We start from the raw sequence: 19995 nt of genomic DNA, 5'->3' as shown, positions 1-19995 counted from the left end.
TGCGCTGGGGTGGGGACGGCGAAGCCGTCCAACCAGAAAAATGCTAAGGCGTAGGAAACAGATTGAGATTCGTCCAGAATCCCCAGCGTCAGGTGCACGCTATGTTGGACGAACTGCTAGCTATAGGGATTACGATATTGATTATAGCTTTAAAATAAAGAGAGGTCACGACTTGGAGAGAGAGCAAGGCAAATAAAAGAAGAGAGAAGAAGAAAAGTGAAGGGAGAAAAAGAGAATGGAGAGGGGGAAAACAAGAAGCAGGCAAAATCCACCCACCCCGCGAACGGGCGAACAAGAAAAAGGGAGTCAAGTAAAGGCAAGTTTCCATGAGGAGAAGAAACCAAGCACGGCATGGAAGAACAAACGCCAACCAAAGACAGGACCAAACTCACGAACGGGCAACATCAAACCTTTGCCACAGAACTTGCAAAGACGCGGGTCATCATCGGAACCAGTGATCTTTTGAACCAATCGAGGAACTTCAACTTGAGGATGGCGGGCAATTCAAAAGGTTCACCCAGAACACGGCGGGCATGTTGGAGTTTGAGACGTAAACCAGCATTGTGCAAGCCAAAATGGCGGACACGGACAAAGCCATCAGGGAGGACATGAGAAAGGAAACGGCGAATGAACTCGAAGACATGCAGGGTCATGAGTTTCTCTTTGCCATCGTCGCGATTGTCGAAATACTTGAAGGTGACGGTGTCTTTGCCAAGGGCAACAATGCGGTGATTGGAAATGGCAATGCGGAAGATGTAGCGACCGAGATATTCGAGCAGCTTCTCTTTGTCGTAGAGCGGAGGCTGGATATAGACCTCCCAGTTTTTGGACAAGCCTTGTTGCAACATATCCTGAACATCAAGAGCGCCATCATTGGTGTTGAGTTTGTCGTCTGCCCAAAGTTTGGCGATTTCAAAACAGAAGCGGTTGCGGAACATATTGGAAAGCAGGAGGGCGGGGAAGAGAAACTTGTGAGAAGCAGGATTCCAGGAATAGCCAGTAGGGGATGAGACAAGCGCGCCACCCGTAACGATGAAATGGATATGCAAATGCTCCTGCATAGTCTGCCCCAAGTGTGCATGACCATTGAAAAGCCAATGTCACCGCCGAGATACTTCTGACCGAACTCTTTTAATAACTGAGCGGCAACATCGATGAAGAGATTGAAGAGTAGTTTCTGATTGAAGGTAACCAGTGGATTGAAAACATGGTCAATGGTGAAGACGACATGGAAATAATGGATGGGCAGGATCCATTTCTTTTGGTCTTCGAGCCACTGAGCTTTCTCGAAAGCCCCACACTGGGGACAGTGTCGATTCTTTCAAGCCTTGTAGTGAAACTCCCAATTCTTGCATTCAAAACAAATCTTTACGACACCGCCAAGAGCGGGCGTGCGACAATCTAAAATCGCACTGACAGCTTTCGATTGCTCATACGAAAGCCGATGAGACATTTTATATTCGCCAATATGTTTGCGGAGGATGTGAGCCACATCCAATTTCACCCCTGACTGTTGCATAGTTGTATATCACCTATAGTTGTGCGAGGTTCGTCCAACGGTTTGCGTTACCTGCGCTGGGGCGGGGACGGCGAAGCCGTCCAACCAGAAAAATGCTAAGGCGTAGGAAACAGATTGAGATTCGTCCAGAATCCCCAGCGTCAGGTGCACGCTATGTTGGACGAACTGCTAGCTATAGGGATTACGATATTGATTATAGCTTTAAAATAAAGAGAGGTCACGACTTGGAGAGAGAGCAAGGCAAATAAAAGAAGAGAGAAGAAGAAAAGTGAAGGGAGAAAAAGAGAATGGAGAGGGGGGAAAACAAGAAGCAGGCAAAATCCACCCACCCCGCGAACGGGCGAACAAGAAAAAGGAGTCAAGTAAAGGCAAGTTTCCATGAGGAGAAGAAACCAAGCACGGCATGGAAGAACAAACGCCAACCAAAGACAGGACCAAACTCACGAACGGGCAACATCAAACCTTTGCCACAGAACTTGCAAAGACGCGGGTCATCATCGGAACCCGAAATCTTTTTGAACCAATCGAGGAACTTCAACTTGAGGATGGCGGGCAATTCAAAAGGTTCACCCAGAACACGGCGGGCATGTTGGAGTTTGAGACGTAAACCAGCATTGTGCAAGCCAAAATGGCGGACACGGACAAAGCCATCAGGGAGGACATGAGAAAGGAAACGGCGAATGAACTCGAAGACATGCAGGGTCATGAGTTTCTCTTTGCCATCGTCGCGATTGTCGAAATACTTGAAGGTGACGGTGTCTTTGCCAAGGGCAACAATGCGGTGATTGGAAATGGCAATGCGGAAGATGTAGCGACCGAGATATTCGAGCAGCTTCTCTTTGTCGTAGAGCGGAGGCTGGATATAGACTTCCCAATTTTTGGACAAGCCTTGTTGCAACATATCCTGAACATCAAGAGCGCCATCATTGGTGTTGAGTTTGTCGTCTGCCCAAAGTTTGGCGATTTCAAAACAGAAGCGGTTGCGGAACATATTGGAAAGCAGGAGGGCGGGGAAGAGAAACTTGTGAGAAGCAGGATTCCAGGAATAGCCAGTAGGGGATGAGACAAGCGCGCCACCCGTAACGATGAAATGGATATGCAAATGCTCCTGCATAGTCTGCCCCCAAGTGTGCATGACCAACGAAAAGCCAATGTCACCGCCGAGATACTTCTGACCGAACTCCTTTAACAATCGAGCGGCGACATCAATGAAGAGATTGAAAAGTAGTTTCTGATTGAAGGTAACCAGTGGATTGAAAACATGGTCAATGGTGAAGACGACATGGAAATAATGGATGGGCAGGATCCATTTCTTTTGGTCTTCGAGCCACTGAGCTTTCTCGAAAGCCCCACACTGGGGACAGTGTCGATTCTTTCAAGCCTTGTAGTGAAACTCCCAATTCTTGCATTCAAAACAAATCTTTACGACACCGCCAAGAGCGGGCGTGCGACAATCTAAAATCGCACTGACAGCTTTCGATTGCTCATACGAAAGCCGATGAGACATTTTATATTCGCCAATATGTTTGCGGAGGATGTGAGCCACATCCAATTTCACCCCTGACTGTTGCATAGTTGTATATCACCTATAGTTGTGCGAGGTTCGTCCAACGGTTTGCGTTACCTGCGCTGGGGCGGGGACGGCGAAGCCGTCCAACCAGAAAAATGATAAGGCGTAGAAAACTGATTGAGATTCGTACAGAATCCCCAGCGTCAGGTGCACGCTTTGTTGGACGTGCTTGCTATAGGAATTACGTTTTTGATTATAGCTTAAAATAAAGAGAGGTCACGACTTGGAGAGAGAGCAAGGCAAATAAAAGAAGAGAGAAGAAGAAAAGTGAAGGGAGAAAAAGAGAATGGAGAGGGGGAAAACAAGAAGCAGGCAAAATCCACCCACCCCGCGAACGGGCGAACAAGAAAAAGGGAGTCAAGTAAAGGCAAGTTTCCATGAGGAGAAGAAACCAAGCACGGCATGGAAGAACAAACGCCAACCAAAGACAGGACCAAACTCACGAACGGGCAACATTAAACCTTTGCCACAGAACTTGCAGGTGCGCGGGTCATCGTCGGAACCAGTGATCTTTTTGAACCAATCGAGGAACTTCAACTTAAGGATGGCGGGCAATTCAAAAGGTTCACCCAGAACACGGCGGGCATGTTGGAGTTTGAGACGTAAACCAGCATTGTGCAAGCCAAAATGGCGGACACGGACAAAGCCATCAGGGAGGACATGAGAAAGGAAACGGCGAATGAACTCGAAGACATGCAGGGTCATGAGTTTCTCTTTGCCATCGTCGCGATTGTCGAAATACTTGAAGGTGACGGTGTCTTTGCCAAGGGCAACAATGCGGTGATTGGAAATGGCAATGCGGAAGATGTAGCGACCGAGATATTCGAGCAGCTTCTCTTTGTCGTAGAGCGGAGGCTGGATATAGACCTCCCAATTTTTGGACAAGCCTTGTTGCAACATATCCTGAACATCAAGAGCGCCATCATTGGTGTTGAGTTTGTCGTCTACCCAAAGTTTGGCGATTTCAAAACAGAAGCGGTTGCGGAACATATTGGAAAGCAGGAGGGCGGGGAAGAGAAACTTGTGAGAAGCAGGATTCCAGGAATAGCCAGTAGGGGATGAGACCAACGCACCACCCGTAACGATGAAATGGATATGCAAATGCTCCTGCATAGTCTGCCCCCAGGTGTGCATGACCAACGAAAAGCCAATGTCACCGCCGAGATACTTCTGACCGAACTCCTTTAACAATCGAGCGGCGACATCAATGAAGAGATTGAAGAGGAGCTTCTGATTGAAGGCAACCAGTGGATTGAAAACATGGTCGATGGTGAAGACGACATGGAAATAATGGATGGGCAGGATCCATTTCTTTTGGTCTTCGAGCCACTGAGCTTTCTCGAAAGCCCCACACTGGGGACAGTGTCGATTCTTTCAAGCCTTGTAGTGAAACTCCCAATTCTTGCATTCAAAACAAATCTTTACGACACCGCCAAGAGCGGGCGTGCGACAATCTAAAATCGCACTGACAGCTTTCGATTGCTCATACGAAAGCCGATGAGACATTTTATATTCGCCAATATGTTTGCGGAGGATGTGAGCCACATCAAATTTCACCCCTGACTGTTGCATAGTTGTATATCACCTATAGTTGTGGCACCAACGGCTTCAAAATACTTCACCAACTTCTCATAGAACGGATGCGCCGTGATCGTTGCACTATCCCCAATCACCACCAACTTACGCCGGGCACGCGTCAGAGCGACGTTCATGCGGCGCGTATCGGCGAGGAAGCCCACATCACCGTCACGGTTCGAGCGTACCAGGCTCACGATAACCGCTTCTTTCTCGCGTCCTTGAAAACCGTCCACGCTATCGATCTCTAATTCGCTCAAGCTGCCGTCCCTGGCGGCGGTTTTGGATAACTTCTGACGTAACAACTTGACCTGCGCTGAATACGGAGAAATGACCGCGATATCTTCGGCTGAAATGCCATGATCGATTATCTCGTTAACTTTTTTAATCACCAACTCCGCCTCAAGCGGGTTGAGTCGACTCTCACCATCCGGCTCTGGTTCTTCGTCGTAGCTGGCGCCTGCTGTGTCGATGAAGTGGATGGCGCACTCTGTCAGCGGCGACGAACTCACATGCGGCAGATCAACCAACAGCGCAGAACGAACCGACTCATCCGCTTGCAAATGCCCATCATAGAAAGCATCCGAAGAAAAATTCATAATGTCGGCATGCATGCGGTATTGCACATCCAACAGCTTGCGCGGACCACCCTCATTAAGCAGGCGCTCCATCAAACTGATATTGAATCCGCCGCGCGCCGCTTCGGGCGAAACCACAGTAGGCGGAAGTTGACACGGGTCACCCGCCAACACCAGCCGTTGCGCATATTGGATCGGGATCCACGCCGCAGGCTCGGTACATTGACTCGCCTCATCCATGATGCACCAATCGAAATGTTTTCCCCCCAGGCGCTCACGGTCGAGCCCGGTGGCAGTCGCGCAAATGATGCGCGCCTTGATCAAAATACCCGAAGTGATCTGCTCCTCGATCTGCCGCGCCTCGCGCAGCATCTCTTTGGCTTCATCGCGCATGGCTTGCTTCTCACCGCGCTCCGGTTTGGCGCGCGTATATTTAAAAGATTGATCGCGCAAGGCGTACGCATCCCGCGTGAGTTTATTGGCGATCTTGTTATCAGGGTGATGCTCCACCAACAGGTCGAGCGTATGCGCGCGCAGCTCCGGCGTCACCCGCGCCGGGTGCCCCAACCGAATGGCATGTTCGCCCGCTGCAATTAATTTCTCAAGCAAATTATCTACAGCCAAATTGCTCGAAGCCACAGCCAGCACACTTTGCCCGCGCCGCGTAATTTGCTTGATCAACTCCACCAGCGTCGTAGTTTTCCCTGTCCCCGGCGGACCATGCAAGATGGCAACATCTTCGGCGCTCAAAGCGAATTGCACTGCTTCGATCTGTGAAGCATTCAAGTTTTTATTGAACACATTCAACGGCTCGCTTTTCTCAAAGAGCGCACCGGCATTCCCGATCAATACATCCCGCAAAATTTCAAGCCGCGAATTGCCGCTTGCCGCCCGCGCCGCCTCCATGGCTTGCCGCTGACGAAAGCGCGCGATCTCATCCGAAGCTCGGTCGATCCGAAAAGTCGGCTTCTCGGCTTCGGTCTCAATGAATTGATTCAACGCCACCTGGATCGCATCTCTACGGATCGCACTGACGATTCCCCGCCAACCGTTCTCTTCATTATTAGATGAAGTGCCGCGGCTCTCTTCTGAAACGATCACTGGGCTGCCCACTCCAAGACTTGTCCACGGCAGGGGCAGAGTCTCATTACGCTTGCCGAACCCCAGCAGAAAATGCCCCCCCAAACCAAACCCCTCCTCGCGGATCACCAGGTTAACGATGCTATTCCCCGTCGCCTCCGCCTCGGCAGGCGAGAACTTAACCCTTTCACGCAACGCCTCCTTTTTCTCGGCTTCGGCTTCAAGGTCTAACAACAGGGCAAGATTCCCAAAATACTGCGTCGGTGAAATTTTCATGGCAAATTATTTTACTCCCTCCTATTTCGCGCCCATGCGGTGCAACGAATGTTCGAACGCGGCGTATCCGTCGGCAAAGTCCGCGAGGCGTTGAAAGCCGAAGATGTCATCGAAGACTACACCTCCGAAATGCCCGAGCCCAGCCGCTTATTATTCGGCACGCAAGGCAGGCGCCCCTTCCACGTCGTCACCTCCGAAAACGACAAGCACACCACCATCATCACCGTCTACCTGCCTTCTCCCGACAAATGGAAAAAAGACTCACGGAGCCGTCGATGATCTGTGTCGTATGCCGAGAGTCCCACACCGTGAGCGGATTTTCCTCCATCAGCTTTGCACGCGACGAATTTCGGGCAGTCGTGCATCAAGTCCCTGCGCAGGTCTGCCCCGCCTGTGGCGAATCCTTTTTAGATGAAGCCACCACCATCGACCTCTTGAAGAGGGTCGAGCAAATTTTAGAAGAAGGCGTACTGGACGTCGTTCACGATTACGCATCTCTCCTCTCCCTTTGGGAGAGGGCAGGGTGAGGGCACTATGCTCAAACCAAATTTTTATAAAGATAGTTTTTTGATTTTGGCATTGTGTATTACTGCCTGTACAACGGCTCCTGCTTCACCCACTGCCACCCTCCCTCCACCCATCGTAACGGTGATTCACCCAACCGAAACGCACACACCAACCTCCACGCCGCAAGTGACACCCACCGCCACAGCCTTGCCGCATCTCATGTATCCCTACACCATTGCGGGCTTGCGTGAACGTCAATTCGAAGGCGGAGTCATCGAGATCGGCGCACGTATCGCCTTCAACGATCAATTCAGCAGTTATCTCATCTCTTATCCGTCAGACGGGTTGCGTATCACTGGCGTGTTAAACCTTCCGGCAGGGGAGGGGAGCTTTCCCGTCATCGTCATGAACCACGGTTTTTATCCGCGCAGTGAATACACCTCAGGCGACGGCTCACAGCGTGCCGCAGAATATCTAGCGCAACGCGGCTATATCACTATCTCGTCCGATTACCGCACCTGGGGCACTTCTGACTTTGGCGTTTCCTTCTTCCACACCGGCTTGGTTGCAGATGTCATGAACCTGCTTGCCTCCCTTGATTCCATCCCGCAGGCTGATGTCTCACGCATCGGCATGTGGGGACATAGCATGGGCGGCGGCATCACGACCAAAATCCTCACGCTCAATTCTCCTGTGCGAGCGGCGGTCTTATACGCACCCAACTCCGCCGACGATGCCGACCTGATCGCGCGCTGGGGCTATGGCTGCATTGGCGATATCGCCGCCGGTGAGCTGCTCGAAACCTGCAACTCGGCAGATGTGCTTCCCGAGTCGCTCCCAGCGCAGGTCATTGCCGCTTATAAAGAATCAGCTCAAAGCGCAGAGCGGATGCGCGAGGTCGCTCCGTTCTATCACTTGGACCTCGTCTCAGTCCCGGTACAGATCCACATCGGTTCTGCCGACGGCGATTACATCGGCTCGACTCCGCCAGAATGGTCGTATAAATTAAATCAAGGTCTGCTCGACGCAAACAAAGATGTTGAAATGTTCGTCTACCAAAATCAACGCCACTCCTTCACCGGCGACGCCTGGACTCTGTTCATGGATCGCGCCGTCGCATTTTTTGATGAGAACTTAAAATAAGCGCTTGGACTCCTAAAGTTCTACTTCAGGAAATTCTGAGCCTACAAGCTCAATTGGTGATATATGAAAAAAATTACTCTTATCCTTATTTCTATAATTATTTCTGCCTGTAGCAGCACAGCCCCCGCTACACCTGTCATACCAGAATTGGTTGTCACGATTGTCCAGCCCACCTCTGTACCGACCAAAATTCCGCAGCCCACTGCCACCCTCACCACCGAGCAGGCAATGCAGCCATACACCATTGCGGGGTTACGTGAACGTGAATACGAAAGCGGCACCATCAAGCGCGGCGAACCCGTGTTGGAAACCGATAACTTTACCCGCTATCTCATCTCATACCCAAGTGATGGGCTGACCATCACTGGCGTTTTGCAAATTCCAAAAGTGGGCGAGTCGCCTTATCCGGTCATCGTCATGAACCACGGATTTTTCTCGCGCTACATCTATAACTCTGGCGACGGCACCGACCGCGCCGCCGAATTCCTCAATCGCCGCGGCTATCTCACCATTTCATCCGATTATCGCAGTTGGGGCGATTCAGACACCGATGTCAGCCTCTTCTACTCCGGGCTTGCCATCGATGTCATCAACCTAATGAACGCGCTTCCGTCCATCCCCGAAGCCGACACACAGCGCATTGGCATGTGGGGGCATAGTATGGGCGGCGGCATCACCGCCAAAGTCCTCACCATCGACTCGCGTGTCAAAGCGGCTGTCTTATACTCATCTGTCAGCGCCGATTTTGCCGACGTGATCGGGCGTTGGGGTCCCGGCTGTGTTGGGGATGTGCTGGTGGGCGAAGCGACGTTCGGTTGCAACTCTTCGGATATCATCCCATTGAGTCTGCCCGCCGATCTCAGCGCCTCCTACTTTGACGCGACAACGGATCCTGTAATGCTGGAAGCGGTTTCCCCGATCTATCATTTTGAAACCGTCACCGCCTCTGTCCAGGTCGTATACGGTACCGAAGACGGCAAAACCTCCGCAGGCACCCCGCCTGAGTGGTCACAGAAAATGTATGCTGCCTTTGTCGATGCCGGCGTCGAGGCGGAAATATTTGGCTACGAGGGCGAAGAACATTCCTTCATCGGCGACCCGTGGTTCGTGTTCATGGCAAAGACACAGTTGTTCTTTGATAAGCATGTGAAGTAGTAATAGACGATCCGTAATAAATCAATCGAAACGAGACTTCATGACAGAAACATCATCGCACCTCCCAGATAATAAAGTCCTTGCCGCTTTTATTCTGGTCATTCTGCTGGGCGGCTCGAACTCGGTTGCCATCCGTTTCAGTAATCTGGAACTCGCCCCATTCTGGGGTGCCTTTCTGCGTTTTGCCCCCGCCGCCTTCGTCTTCTGGATGATCTTCCTCGTCAGAAAAATGGAATTACCCAGCCTGCGCGATTCATCCGTGATCGCTCTGAACGGATTTCTCTCCAGCGGCGCGAGCTTTGCTTTGTTGTATTGGGCGTTGCAAACTGTGCCAGTCAGTCTTGCCACTGTTGTGATCTCCACCAGCCCATTGTTCACCCTCACATTGGCGGTTTTGCATCGGCTGGAAAAATTCCGTGTGCAGGCACTGATCGGCGGCATCATAGCATTTGCCGGGATAGCGATCGCCGTCAACGCCCAGCCCGGCAGCGTGGAATTTTTGCCCGGCATCTTTGCCTTGGTTGCAAGCGCCTTGATTGCCGCAGAAGGCAACGTCATTTTTAAAATGGTCTCCCTGAAAAGTGACCCGATCATCATTAATGCGTTATCAATGAGTTCCGGGGCTTTGTTTTTAGTTTCTGCTTCTTTTTTTGCACATGAAGCCTGGGTTTTGCCCTCTGCACCGAAAGTATGGGGCGCTCTGGTCTATCTCATTCTGGGCGGCTCGGTGGTGATGTTCTACATGTTCGTTTACGTCCTCTCCAAATGGACGGCATCTGCGGCGTCTTATGCCATTCTTTTCTTCCCGCTCATCGCCACCTCTCTGGCTGCCTGGCTGGCAAAAGAGACAGTCACTCTGCCTTTCATTCTGGGCGGGTTGCTCGTGCTTCTTGGGGTGTGGGTGGGAGCCTTTTATAAGAAAACTGGCTCTTGACGCGCCTTTGCGATTGTCATAAAATTTCTTTAATATCTTATTCCACGAAAGGAGGCTCGAAAACATGCAAGCTATCTTAGTATCCACAGTTCAATTGTTTAGCGCGCCTCCGTGTGAGTTGATGTAGTTTCGACTATCTCAAACCCTCAACCGCAGGCGTGCTCCGCCTGCGGTTTTTATTTAAACCCCGTCCACCCCAGACCGCAGGAGAGTTCTTTCTGTGGTCTTTTGTTTAACATACGATAAGGCAGTCACTGACAATGAATACAAATAACGACCTGTACGAACTTTTTGATGATCTGGATGATGAAGAAAAACTGAATACCACCCTGGAATCTGGGAAGCGGCGTCCGCGCACTACGGGGAAGCATCCCAAAAGTCTATCCGCGGCAGACAGGCTTTTCAAGCACAAGCAGGACGATTCGCGCACTACATTTAAGTTCACCTACAAAGCTGCCCGTTTTGAGGAATGGTGGCTGCTTGAGTCGCTGGGTGCGTTCTATGAGCACAAATGGATCTCGGATGTCTTGCGCAGGGTCAAAGGCGGAAAAGAAGCCTCGGTATACCAGTGCAAGCCCGGCGTCGAGGTGGATGCGCCGCTGCTGGCTGCCAAGATCTACCGTCCGCGCTCACTGCGCAATCTTAAGAATGACCAGCAATACCGCGTCGGTCGCCATGATATTGACGAAGACGGTCACGCTTTATGGAAGGAAGCCGACATCAATGCCATTGCCAAGCGTACAAGCTATGGTGAAGAAGTGCGCCACCAATCCTGGATCGCGTACGAATTCGTCACCATGGAAAAGTTCTTTGAAGCCGGCATGGACGTGCCCAAGCCGTATGCCAAAGAGAAGAATTCCATCCTGATGGAATTCATTGGCGATGCCGCCACTGCTGCACCAGCATTGAGCGGCATATCCCTGGACCGCGACGAGGCAAAGCCGTTATTCGAGCGCGTCGTCCGCAACATTGATATTATGCTCTCACTGGATCGTATCCACGGTGATCTTTCGGCATATAACATTCTCTATTGGCAGGGTGAGATCAAGTTCATTGATTTCCCGCAGGTGGTTTTTCCCGAATCGAACCCGTCTTCATGGGGCATCTTTCAACGTGACGTAACCCGTATCTGTCAGTATTTTTCCGCACAGGGTGTCCGTACTGATGCCCGCAAACTCGCCGCAGACTTGTGGACTTCACACGGGCATCGCGTGTTTGAAAAGGTGGACCCAAAATATCTTGACCCGAACGACCCCAATGATCGCAAGTTGTGGGATCAGCAGAGATAGGAGCGTCTTCCTTGATTTCTTTAAATGCGCATAGGCATAATATAACTACTTAGTTTACAAAACATTCTTCGTCCCAAATAAACTTCCCTCTCTCCCAGCGGGTGAGGGGGAGAGGTGCATTGAGCCCGCCGGAATAGCGAGGGTCTCCGACGAAATACGAGCTTAATGTTTTTTCTTTGCGCCTCTGCGTCTTTGCTTTAATTTTTTTGTGCAAAGCGTTCAATATGGCTACGTAGGTCTTTCTTCTTTTCTCATTTGCCCTTCCTCAATTACAATTAACCACAGGAGATCATTTATGAACAACGTCCGCCCGCAATTGAAATTGATGAACGAAGAACAAGTGCAGGAAGCCCATAAAAATGTTTTGCGAGTGTTGAGCGAAACCGGCGTGCGCGTCGACTCGCCAGAGATCTTGCAGATGCTCGAGTGGAAATTAGGGTTGAAATCCCAGGACCGTATCATCAAATTCCCGCCAGCCGTTGTGGAAGAGGCGATCAAGTCTGCACCCAAGACGATCGACGTATATGACCGCCGCGGCGAGCCGAAATTGAAATTGGGCGAAGACCGTCTGCGCTTTGGGGTGGGGGTGACGGCGCTGTTTTATCAAAATCCTGTCGATGAGACTCTTGATATTTTCAAACGTGAAAACTTTCGTGACTTAGTGAGACTCGGCTCAAGCTTGAAACATTACGACGTGATCTCAACCGTGGGCATTGTTCGCGATGTGAAGGAAGAATTGGGCGATATGTATGGTTCGTTGGAGCATATTTCCAATACCACCAAGCCCCTCGTTCTGCTCGTCTCAGATGAGAATCGTTTCCCGGATGTGCTGGATATGTTCGAGCATTTGAACGGCAGGGAAGTTGGCGATAAGCCTTATGTGATCCCGTATTTCAACCCGGTCAGTCCGCTTGTAATGAACGCGGGCACGGTCGATAAGATGAAGGTCGCCATTGAGCGTGGACTCCCCATCATCTTCTCCAATTACAGCATGGCGGGTGCGTCCACGCCGCTCACCCCGGCGGGTACGCTCACATTGCTCATGGCAGAACTCCTCGCTGGTTTGGTCATCAGCCAGACCATTAAGAAAGGCGCGCAAATTTTACTGGGCATGTTGCCCGTTTACTTTGACATGCGCACCATGCTCAACTTCTATGACCCGCAAAGTATCCTCATCAGCGTTGCCTGTTCCGAGATGATGAAGTTCTACGGCATTCCGCATTGTTCCACATCTGGCAGCGGCACCGGCTGGGGCATGGATTTGATCGCCGCAGATACCTACTGGATGAACACCCTTGCGCTTCTTCTCTCTAACGGACACCTGGCTCCGTTCATTGGAGATTCTCTTGGCTCGAAATCCATCTCGCCAACGACCTTTGTTCATTGTCATGAGATCATTGATCAGGCATTGCGCATCCATAACGGCTTCCAATTAGATGATGCGAATTCAGCTGTAGATGAGATTTTCAAGGTGGGTCCCGGCAAAAGTTTCTTGAATCAGCCGTCCACGTTGAAGAACTACAAAACTGGCTATTACGTCAGTGGTGTCTATCCGCGCTATAGCATGGAAAAGTGGATGGACGCCGGTCAGCCGCCTGCGCGCCAGGTCTTGCGCCAAAAAACGCAGGATCTCATGGCGTCTGCACCTGTTTTGGACGAGTATGCTGAGTTCATTGCAAAAGGGGAGGAGTTCATTAAGCAAAGATTTCACGATATACTTTAAATAGGAGTTCATGTGCGTAAATATTTATTTCAAGTTACCCTGCTTCTTGTCATGTTTGCTTGTGTTGTGCCCGGTATGCCTGCGCCGCAAGTGGAGCCTTTGCCAAGTTTTGATCCCAATGCGCTTGGGACTACCATCGCTCTAACCGCCGCAGTGGCGCAAACTCAGACCGCTTTGAAGCTGCCAACTGCCACATATACTCCATTGCCAACGCGAACTCCATCTCTGACACCAACCTATACGCCAACCTTTCTCTTTGCGCTGCCAACATTGACCCCGATCCCAACCTTCACGGTTCCACCAACTATTGGCACACTTGAAACCCCGGGCGAAAAAGCCTCGGGCGGCGACGAGGGTGAAGAAGGCAAAACAGAGACAAAGAAGAAAGATGAAGACCCAAGAAAAATGTCCGGGAAAGAATGGTCTTGTGTTTGGTACGGCTTGAAGCCGCCGCGTCATACGATTTTTAAACCCAAAACACCATTCACAGTAGAGTGGACATTGTTTAATAGCGGTACAAAGACGTGGCCGTTTCAGGGCGTCGATTTTATTTATCAAAGCGGGTTCCGTCATGAAGGAACCAAGATCCAAGACTTTTTCAAAAGCGTACCCTCCGGTGGCGAAATAAGGGTAACAGCATCGTTCATTGCTCCCAAAGCTCCGGGTGAGTACCAGACCTTTTTCAATTTATTGGTTGGTAAAAGAAAGTTTTGTCCGGTAGCGTATTACTTTAAAGTAGAAGACTAAAGTTTTTTGCATGCCTGAAGAAAGCCTGTATACGAAAAATGCGCATAGCCAGTAAATCCTTAAGCCCCATCTATTAAAGTTAAACTTTCACTATACAATTAAACAAAGTAAAATCACTCAGGTAACGATGTTTGCTTATTCTGTGTCTCGTACCTCGAAGATGATAAACTCAATGCGCCATGCCGCAAATTCTGCCATGGCGCATTTTTGTTTGTGTATAACCCACATTGCCAATGGAGGATGATTTTATGAAACAAAAAAAGATATATTTACTTTTCACCCTGATTGCATTATTTATATCTGCATGTAGCGGCGGGGGAGCTTCGCAGCCTGCTGTGGTGCGAGTTGGATGGGCTGGCAGTCCTGATACGCTCAACCCAGGGATCGCGATCTTAGCTGAGGCGTATACAGTGTTTGAGCTTGTGTACGATTCAATGTACGATCTGAATTTGGATGGCACCTTCACGTTGAGTCTTGCTGAAAGCGCGGTTGTTTCAGAAGATGGGACAGTGTGGACCTTCAAGATCCGTGATGGTATCAATTGGCACGACGGACAGCCCCTTACCGCGGAAGATGTTGCCTGGACGTATAACCTGTATAAGGATACGCCCGAATATCCTTATCTGAACGGCTATTACACAGCCTACTTCAGCAAGATCGAGGCGACACCAAACAACGAAGTGGTATTAACCCTTACAGAAGCCATTCCCAACATTGAAAGCCAGTTGGTTTTCCTCTACATTCTTCCCAAACATGTCTGGGAAAATGTAGACAAGATCGAATTCGATAATGTTGAAATGATCGGTTCTGGTCCATTTAAAATGACCGAGTATGTTGCAAATGAATTCGTGCGCCTGACAGCTAATAAGGAACATTTCTTAACCCCTCCAAAAGTGGATGAGGTCATTTTCCAAACCTTTGAAAATCAAGATGCGCTCGTCCAGGCGATAAAGACCGGGCAGGTGGATATGATCACCGAAATGCCCAACACTGCTGCAGAGTCACTGAAATCCGATGAGAACATTGAGTTAGTGGTCGGGGCTCCGTTGGCTCCAAGCATCACCGATATCATCTTTAACCAGATCGACCCCGAAAATTGTCCGACCGACGCGGGCGGGCTGTGTACAGGGCACCCGGCGCTGCGTGATAGAAATGTCCGCCTTGCGATGTCGCATGCCACAGACAAACAAAAGCTCATTGATGTGATTTTGCTTGGGCTTGGCACTCCTGGTCTGACCTTGATCCCTGACGGTTTGGGCGTTTGGTATAACGACTCGCTCGTTGATTACGGTTTTGATGTCGCCAAAGCGAATTCGATCCTCGACGATGCGGGGTATCTCGATGTAGACGGGGACGGCATTCGCGATATGCCCGACGGCTCTCGCCCTTTGACCTTCCGCTTGAACTGGCCCAGCGACAGTATCGTTGCACCGCGCATGTCTGAACTGCTTGCTGAGATGTGGAGTGAGATCGGCATCAGCCTTGAACCACAGGCAGTGGACCCGGACGCGTTAACCGCCCAATGCTGCCCCGCATTTGATTTTGACATCATGATCTGGGGCTGGGCATCAGACCCGGACCCAAGTTCCCTGCTTTACGTGTACGCATCGGATGGTATCTCGAGCGGCTCCAGCGAAACCGGCTACTCGAACCCGGCATACGATGATCTTTACGCAAAACAACAATTGGAACTCAACTTCGACGCGCGCAAAGAGATCGTTTGGGAAATGCAAAAGATCGTCCATGACGATGTTGTGTATGTCATTCCATTCTATACTGCAAGTGTTCAGGCGTATCGCAAGGATCGTTTTACCGGCTGGGTAACTGACCAGTCCAAGGTGGAGCTTGCAGATGTAACCTCCCTCGTCCTGATCGAGCCGGTTACAAAGTAAACAACTTTTAGAATATGGGCGCCGACCTTTCGCGGGTCGGCGCCCAAAGAGAGTGCCCCTTGGATCGCACCCGCGCTGTACTCCGTAAAATAGCCTGGTCTGTTTTCACCATATTTTTTGTAATCATCCTGAATTTTTTTCTATTTCGGGTACTGCCTGGAGACCCAGCACGGGCGGGCATCCGTGATCCGCGCTTAAACAAGGAAGCAATCGAAATTTTGCGCGTCCGCTTCGGGTTGGATAAGCCGATCATAAATTGCTTTGAAACTTTAAATCCGATCAAGCTGGGGAATTGCTTTATTAACCCCATGGAGACGCAGTTCTTCATTTATGCCCGGAATCTATTGCAAGGGGAACTTGGCTTCAGTTACCACACCAATCGTCCAGTGGTGGATATCCTTGGTGAGCGGTTATGGAATACGATCCTTCTGATCGGAGCCGGGCAGATCCTTTCCATTCTCCTTGGCGTTGCATTTGGCATCTTTGCCGCATGGAAGGCGCGCACAAAGGTGGATTATGCTGCGGTTAGTATCAGTTTGGTGGCATGGAGTTTGCCAACGTTCTGGCTGGCGATTCTGCTGCTTTTTTGGGGTAGTGCCATTGGTCTGCCGGTTGCAGGGAAGGCAACCCCGGGCATGAGCTCCTATCCGTTATTACAGCAATGGGGCGATATTGCCAGACACATGTTGCTGCCCACATTGACATATACCATTGTTTATATGGGGGAATACACACTGATCATGCGCTCCAGCCTGCTGGATGTACTTTCTGAAGATTACATTCTGACGGCGCGTGCAAAAGGATTAAGCACCCTCCAGATCCTGCGTGACCATGCCCTAAAGAATGCCATGCTTCCGCTGGTAACTGTTATCGCCATCAACCTTGGTTTTACCGTGGCAGGTGTGATCCAGATCGAGTCGGTCTTTTCTTGGCCGGGCTTGGGGAGCGCCATCTACGAAGCAGTGATCCGGCGTGATTTCCCTGTACTTCAGGGAGCTTTTCTTCTTATCGCCGTCACGGTCATTCTAGCGAATCTATTGGCAGACCTTACATATTCATATCTCGATCCGCGGGTAAAGGTGGAATAACCAGATGCAGACTGCATTACAAGTTCCTTCAACTTCTACCAAACCTGCTTCCGGACTGCGTTCGTTTTGGACAGCATTCAAAAAGAGCCGCACCGGTTTGGTTGGTTTTTGGATGCTTTTCATTGCCATATGTACGGCTGTTTTTGCTCCCATCATTGCACCGTACGAACAAGGCACATCTGTGGATGTGACGATTTCCGATATTTATCAGCCGCCCAGTGCCGCCCATATTTTTGGGACAGATGATGCCGGGCAGGATGTTTTTACAAATTTTGTCTTTGGCGCACGCGTTTCATTGACCGTGGGCTTTTTCGCGGCGTTCATTTCCATTGTGATCGGCGGCGTTTTCGGTCTTGTGGCGGGCTTCTTTGGCGGGCGTTGGGAAAACTTCCTCATGCGCCTGACGGATATTATGCTCGTCATCCCAGACCTGCCGTTGACGGTGGTGATCGTAGCGCTGACAAAACCTTCGCTTTGGAATATTATTTTCGTTATCGGCATTCTCGGTTGGACGACAACCGCACGTGTGGTGCGCTCACAAACACTGGCGGTGAAATCTCGCAAGTTTGTTCTGCGTGCGCGCGCCATTGGTGCCAGCCGGGCGCATATTTTGCGCAGGCACATCCTGCCCCTGGTGCTGCCGATCCTGGTTGTGCAGGCGGTCCTTGCTATTTCCCTTGCGATCTTGAATGAAAGCACACTTGCCTTTATTGGTTTGGGCGATCCCTCTGCACCTTCATGGGGACAGATGTTGAACTTCGCTTTTGGGCGCGGCGCAATGTCGATTGGAGCATGGTGGGCGTTGGTCGTTCCCGGTTTTGGGATCGTGTGGGTGGTGCTCTCGTTGACGTTGCTTGGACAGGGGTTGGAGCAGGTACTTAACCCGCGGCTGGAAACTCATCACTTAGTGCCAGGTAGACCTGCACTCCAAAAAGAGGCGGGGGCGCAGCCCATTCCAAATGATGTAGTGCTTGAGGTCAGAGACTTATCCATTCACTATATTAATGAAGGCAAGGCGCCGGCACGCGCAGTTGAGCATGTCAGTTTTTCGTTGAAACAAGGCGAGTTGATCGGTTTGGTTGGTGAGAGCGGCTGCGGCAAGACAACCTTGATGTTAGCACTGTTGAAGCTTCTCCCCGCTGCAGGACAGATCGTCAATGGGCATGTGTTTTATAACGGAAACGATCTTGTTGGCATGAGTGAAGAAGAGATCAACCGGGTCCGTTGGAGCGAAATTTCGATCGTCTTTCAGGGTGCAATGAATGCGCTCAACCCGGTGCGGACGGTTGGTGACCAGATCGCAGAAGCCATCACAAAACATGACCCTGCCTTTGCAAAAGATAAATTACAAGAGCGCGTCTCTGAATTATTGGAATTGGTTGGGATCGCAAAGGACCACAAGGACCACTTTCCACATCAATACTCGGGCGGAATGCGCCAACGTGCCATGATCGCAATGGCGCTGGCATGCAACCCGAAGGTCATCATTGCCGATGAACCTACAACGGCACTGGATGTAATGATCCAGGCGCAAATATTGGAATTGTTGGATACCCTGCGTAAACGACTTGGGCTGGCTGTCATTTTTGTAACTCACGACCTGGGTGTGGTCGCAGAGTTATGCGATAAGGTAATGGTGATGTACGGCGGCGTGACCGCCGAATACGCCGAAGTGGACGTAATCTATAACGCTCCCCAGCATCCGTACACACAGGAACTGCTCAAGGCATTCCCAGACCTGACAAAACCGAAAAAGAAGCTTTCATCCATTCCCGGTTATCCACCGCGTTTAGATAATCTGCCTGCGGGCTGCCGCTTTGCACCACGCTGCCCAGCGGCTTTTGATCGCTGTCATACGGAAGAGCCTGCACTGCATGTTGTGCAAAGCGGGCATATTGTGGGCTGCCACCTCGTTGAGGTTTCAAAATGAATAATCCAAATGCCGAAAATTTTCTCGAAATTCGCGGGCTGAAAAAATATTTTGAAGCAGGCAACTCAACTCTTTTCTCGCGAGAAACCCGCCAAATTCATGCTGTGGATGATGTGAACCTAACCCTGCGCCGCAGTGAGGTCATTGCGCTGGTGGGCGAAAGTGGGTGCGGGAAATCAACCCTGGGTTTATTGCTGATGGGTCTGGAAGACCCCACCGCTGGGACGGTCACATTTGAAGACCAGGACATTACCCATCTCAACGATACGCAACGGAAAGGGCTGCGCCGTAAGATCCAGATGGTCTTTCAAGATCCTTACGAGTCTCTCAACCCAACACAAACCATTGCAGAGATCGTCACAGAACCGCTATTGGTACATGGTATTGGAGAGCGGGAAGAACGTGTTAAGAAAGCCATGGAAGATGCCGGGTTGAAACCCGCCGAAGTGTACCTTGGGCGTTATCCGCACGAACTTTCGGGAGGGCAGCGTCAGCGTGTGGTCATAGCGGCGGCGTTGGTACTCGAACCGGAGATCATTATTGCGGACGAACCCGTCTCCATGTTGGATGTATCCATTCGAGCCGAAGTGATCAACCTTCTCGCCGACCTTCGTATTTCGCGGCAGATCGCAGTCATATTCATTACGCATGACCTGGGTTCCGTGGGTTTCTTTGCAGACCGGGTTGCGGTCATGTACCTTGGGCGCATCGTCGAAGTCGGCACCATGCTCGATGTCCTTGAAAAGCCGCAGCATCCCTATACCAAAGCGCTGCTTTCTGTCATCCCCGTACCCAACCCGCGCCTGCGCCATGAGCGTATTATCCTTCAGGGCGAAACTCCGAACCCTATCAACGTCCCCTCCGGGTGCCGGTTTCACCCGCGCTGCCCTGCCGCATTCGACACCTGCAAACTCAGCGACCCACCCATGACAACGCTCACCAAAACCCACCAAGCTGCATGCCTGCTGGTTGCAGGGAGCAAGTAAAAT

The 19995-nt window shown here is 50.8% G+C and carries 18 protein-coding genes and 1 pseudogene; 15 read left to right on the top strand and 4 right to left on the bottom strand.

Features of this window, described 5'->3' with window-relative positions; all coding sequences use genetic code 11:
* Nucleotides 1-404: 404 nt before the first annotated feature.
* On the bottom strand, nucleotides 405-1061 hold the full coding sequence (locus IPG80_RS11560; RefSeq protein ID WP_345106731.1) for a transposase: 657 nt from the start codon (nucleotides 1059-1061) through the stop codon (nucleotides 405-407).
* Between the two features lie 146 nt (nucleotides 1062-1207).
* Between IPG80_RS11560 and IPG80_RS11555 the strand changes: the two genes are divergently transcribed.
* Complete coding sequence (locus IPG80_RS11555; protein ID WP_345106725.1) at nucleotides 1208-1405, top strand: hypothetical protein; 198 nt, start codon at nucleotides 1208-1210, stop codon at nucleotides 1403-1405.
* A gap of 472 nt (nucleotides 1406-1877) precedes the next feature.
* On the opposite strand, the gene IPG80_RS11550 is transcribed toward IPG80_RS11555, so the two are convergent.
* Nucleotides 1878-2711 (bottom strand): transposase, encoded by an 834-nt coding sequence (locus tag IPG80_RS11550; protein WP_345106728.1) that lies wholly within the window; start codon nucleotides 2709-2711, stop codon nucleotides 1878-1880.
* A gap of 69 nt (nucleotides 2712-2780) precedes the next feature.
* Here IPG80_RS11550 and IPG80_RS11545 point away from each other — a divergent pair, with 69 nt between their 5' ends.
* Complete coding sequence (locus IPG80_RS11545) at nucleotides 2781-2978, top strand: hypothetical protein (protein WP_345106725.1); 198 nt, start codon at nucleotides 2781-2783, stop codon at nucleotides 2976-2978.
* Nucleotides 2979-3446: 468 nt separating this feature from the next.
* Here IPG80_RS11545 and IPG80_RS11540 read toward each other — a convergent pair whose 3' ends face one another.
* Entirely contained in the window at nucleotides 3447-4280 is an 834-nt protein-coding gene (locus tag IPG80_RS11540) for a transposase (RefSeq protein WP_345106723.1), read from the bottom strand.
* Nucleotides 4281-4349: 69 nt separating this feature from the next.
* On the opposite strand from IPG80_RS11540, the gene IPG80_RS11535 reads away from it, so the two are divergent.
* Nucleotides 4350-4547 carry a hypothetical protein gene (locus IPG80_RS11535; protein WP_345106721.1) on the top strand — a complete coding sequence of 66 codons (198 nt, stop codon included), beginning with the start codon at nucleotides 4350-4352 and terminating at the stop codon, nucleotides 4545-4547.
* A 95-nt stretch (nucleotides 4548-4642) separates the two neighbouring features.
* Here IPG80_RS11535 and IPG80_RS11530 read toward each other — a convergent pair whose 3' ends face one another.
* Nucleotides 4643-6598 (bottom strand): AAA domain-containing protein, encoded by a 1956-nt coding sequence (locus tag IPG80_RS11530; RefSeq protein ID WP_345106719.1) that lies wholly within the window; start codon nucleotides 6596-6598, stop codon nucleotides 4643-4645.
* Between the two features lie 36 nt (nucleotides 6599-6634).
* Here IPG80_RS11530 and IPG80_RS11525 point away from each other — a divergent pair.
* The 12 genes and pseudogenes from IPG80_RS11525 to IPG80_RS11470 form a co-directional block, all read left to right on the top strand.
* A pseudogene (locus IPG80_RS11525) lies at nucleotides 6635-6877 on the top strand (DUF4258 domain-containing protein); the annotation flags it as partial.
* Entirely contained in the window at nucleotides 6874-7125 is a 252-nt protein-coding gene (locus IPG80_RS11520) for a YgiT-type zinc finger protein (protein WP_345106716.1), read from the top strand. The pseudogene IPG80_RS11525 and the gene IPG80_RS11520, both read left to right, overlap by 4 nt.
* Before the next feature lie 7 nt (nucleotides 7126-7132).
* Complete coding sequence (locus IPG80_RS11515; protein WP_345106714.1) at nucleotides 7133-8248, top strand: alpha/beta fold hydrolase; 1116 nt, start codon at nucleotides 7133-7135, stop codon at nucleotides 8246-8248.
* A 63-nt stretch (nucleotides 8249-8311) separates the two neighbouring features.
* Nucleotides 8312-9403: an alpha/beta fold hydrolase gene (locus IPG80_RS11510; protein WP_345106712.1), complete on the top strand. Its 1092-nt coding sequence runs from the start codon at nucleotides 8312-8314 to the stop codon at nucleotides 9401-9403.
* A gap of 40 nt (nucleotides 9404-9443) precedes the next feature.
* Nucleotides 9444-10337: an EamA family transporter gene (locus IPG80_RS11505; RefSeq protein WP_345106710.1), complete on the top strand. Its 894-nt coding sequence runs from the start codon at nucleotides 9444-9446 to the stop codon at nucleotides 10335-10337.
* A gap of 260 nt (nucleotides 10338-10597) precedes the next feature.
* Nucleotides 10598-11626 carry an RIO1 family regulatory kinase/ATPase gene (locus IPG80_RS11500; protein ID WP_345106708.1) on the top strand — a complete coding sequence of 343 codons (1029 nt, stop codon included), beginning with the start codon at nucleotides 10598-10600 and terminating at the stop codon, nucleotides 11624-11626.
* 295 nt (nucleotides 11627-11921) lie between these two features.
* Complete coding sequence (locus IPG80_RS11495; protein WP_345106706.1) at nucleotides 11922-13349, top strand: trimethylamine methyltransferase family protein; 1428 nt, start codon at nucleotides 11922-11924, stop codon at nucleotides 13347-13349.
* 12 nt (nucleotides 13350-13361) lie between these two features.
* A complete protein-coding gene (locus IPG80_RS11490; protein ID WP_345106704.1) occupies nucleotides 13362-14096 on the top strand; it encodes an NBR1-Ig-like domain-containing protein in 735 nt (244 codons plus the stop codon).
* A gap of 248 nt (nucleotides 14097-14344) precedes the next feature.
* Nucleotides 14345-15988, top strand: a complete 1644-nt coding sequence (locus tag IPG80_RS11485) for an ABC transporter substrate-binding protein (protein WP_345106702.1) — start codon at nucleotides 14345-14347, stop codon at nucleotides 15986-15988.
* A gap of 59 nt (nucleotides 15989-16047) precedes the next feature.
* Nucleotides 16048-17076 carry an ABC transporter permease gene (locus IPG80_RS11480; RefSeq protein ID WP_345106700.1) on the top strand — a complete coding sequence of 343 codons (1029 nt, stop codon included), beginning with the start codon at nucleotides 16048-16050 and terminating at the stop codon, nucleotides 17074-17076.
* A gap of 4 nt (nucleotides 17077-17080) precedes the next feature.
* Complete coding sequence (locus IPG80_RS11475) at nucleotides 17081-19006, top strand: dipeptide/oligopeptide/nickel ABC transporter permease/ATP-binding protein (RefSeq protein WP_345106698.1); 1926 nt, start codon at nucleotides 17081-17083, stop codon at nucleotides 19004-19006.
* Complete coding sequence (locus IPG80_RS11470; protein ID WP_345106696.1) at nucleotides 19003-19992, top strand: ABC transporter ATP-binding protein; 990 nt, start codon at nucleotides 19003-19005, stop codon at nucleotides 19990-19992. The genes IPG80_RS11475 and IPG80_RS11470 overlap by 4 nt, the downstream gene beginning before the upstream one ends.
* Nucleotides 19993-19995 lie beyond the last annotated feature (3 nt).

This window comes from Candidatus Villigracilis vicinus, from assembly GCF_016702885.1.
Lineage (GTDB): Bacteria > Chloroflexota > Anaerolineae > Anaerolineales > Villigracilaceae > Villigracilis > Villigracilis vicinus.
Note: the sequence above shows the minus strand (reverse complement) of the source record. Positions and strands in the feature narration are given on the sequence as shown.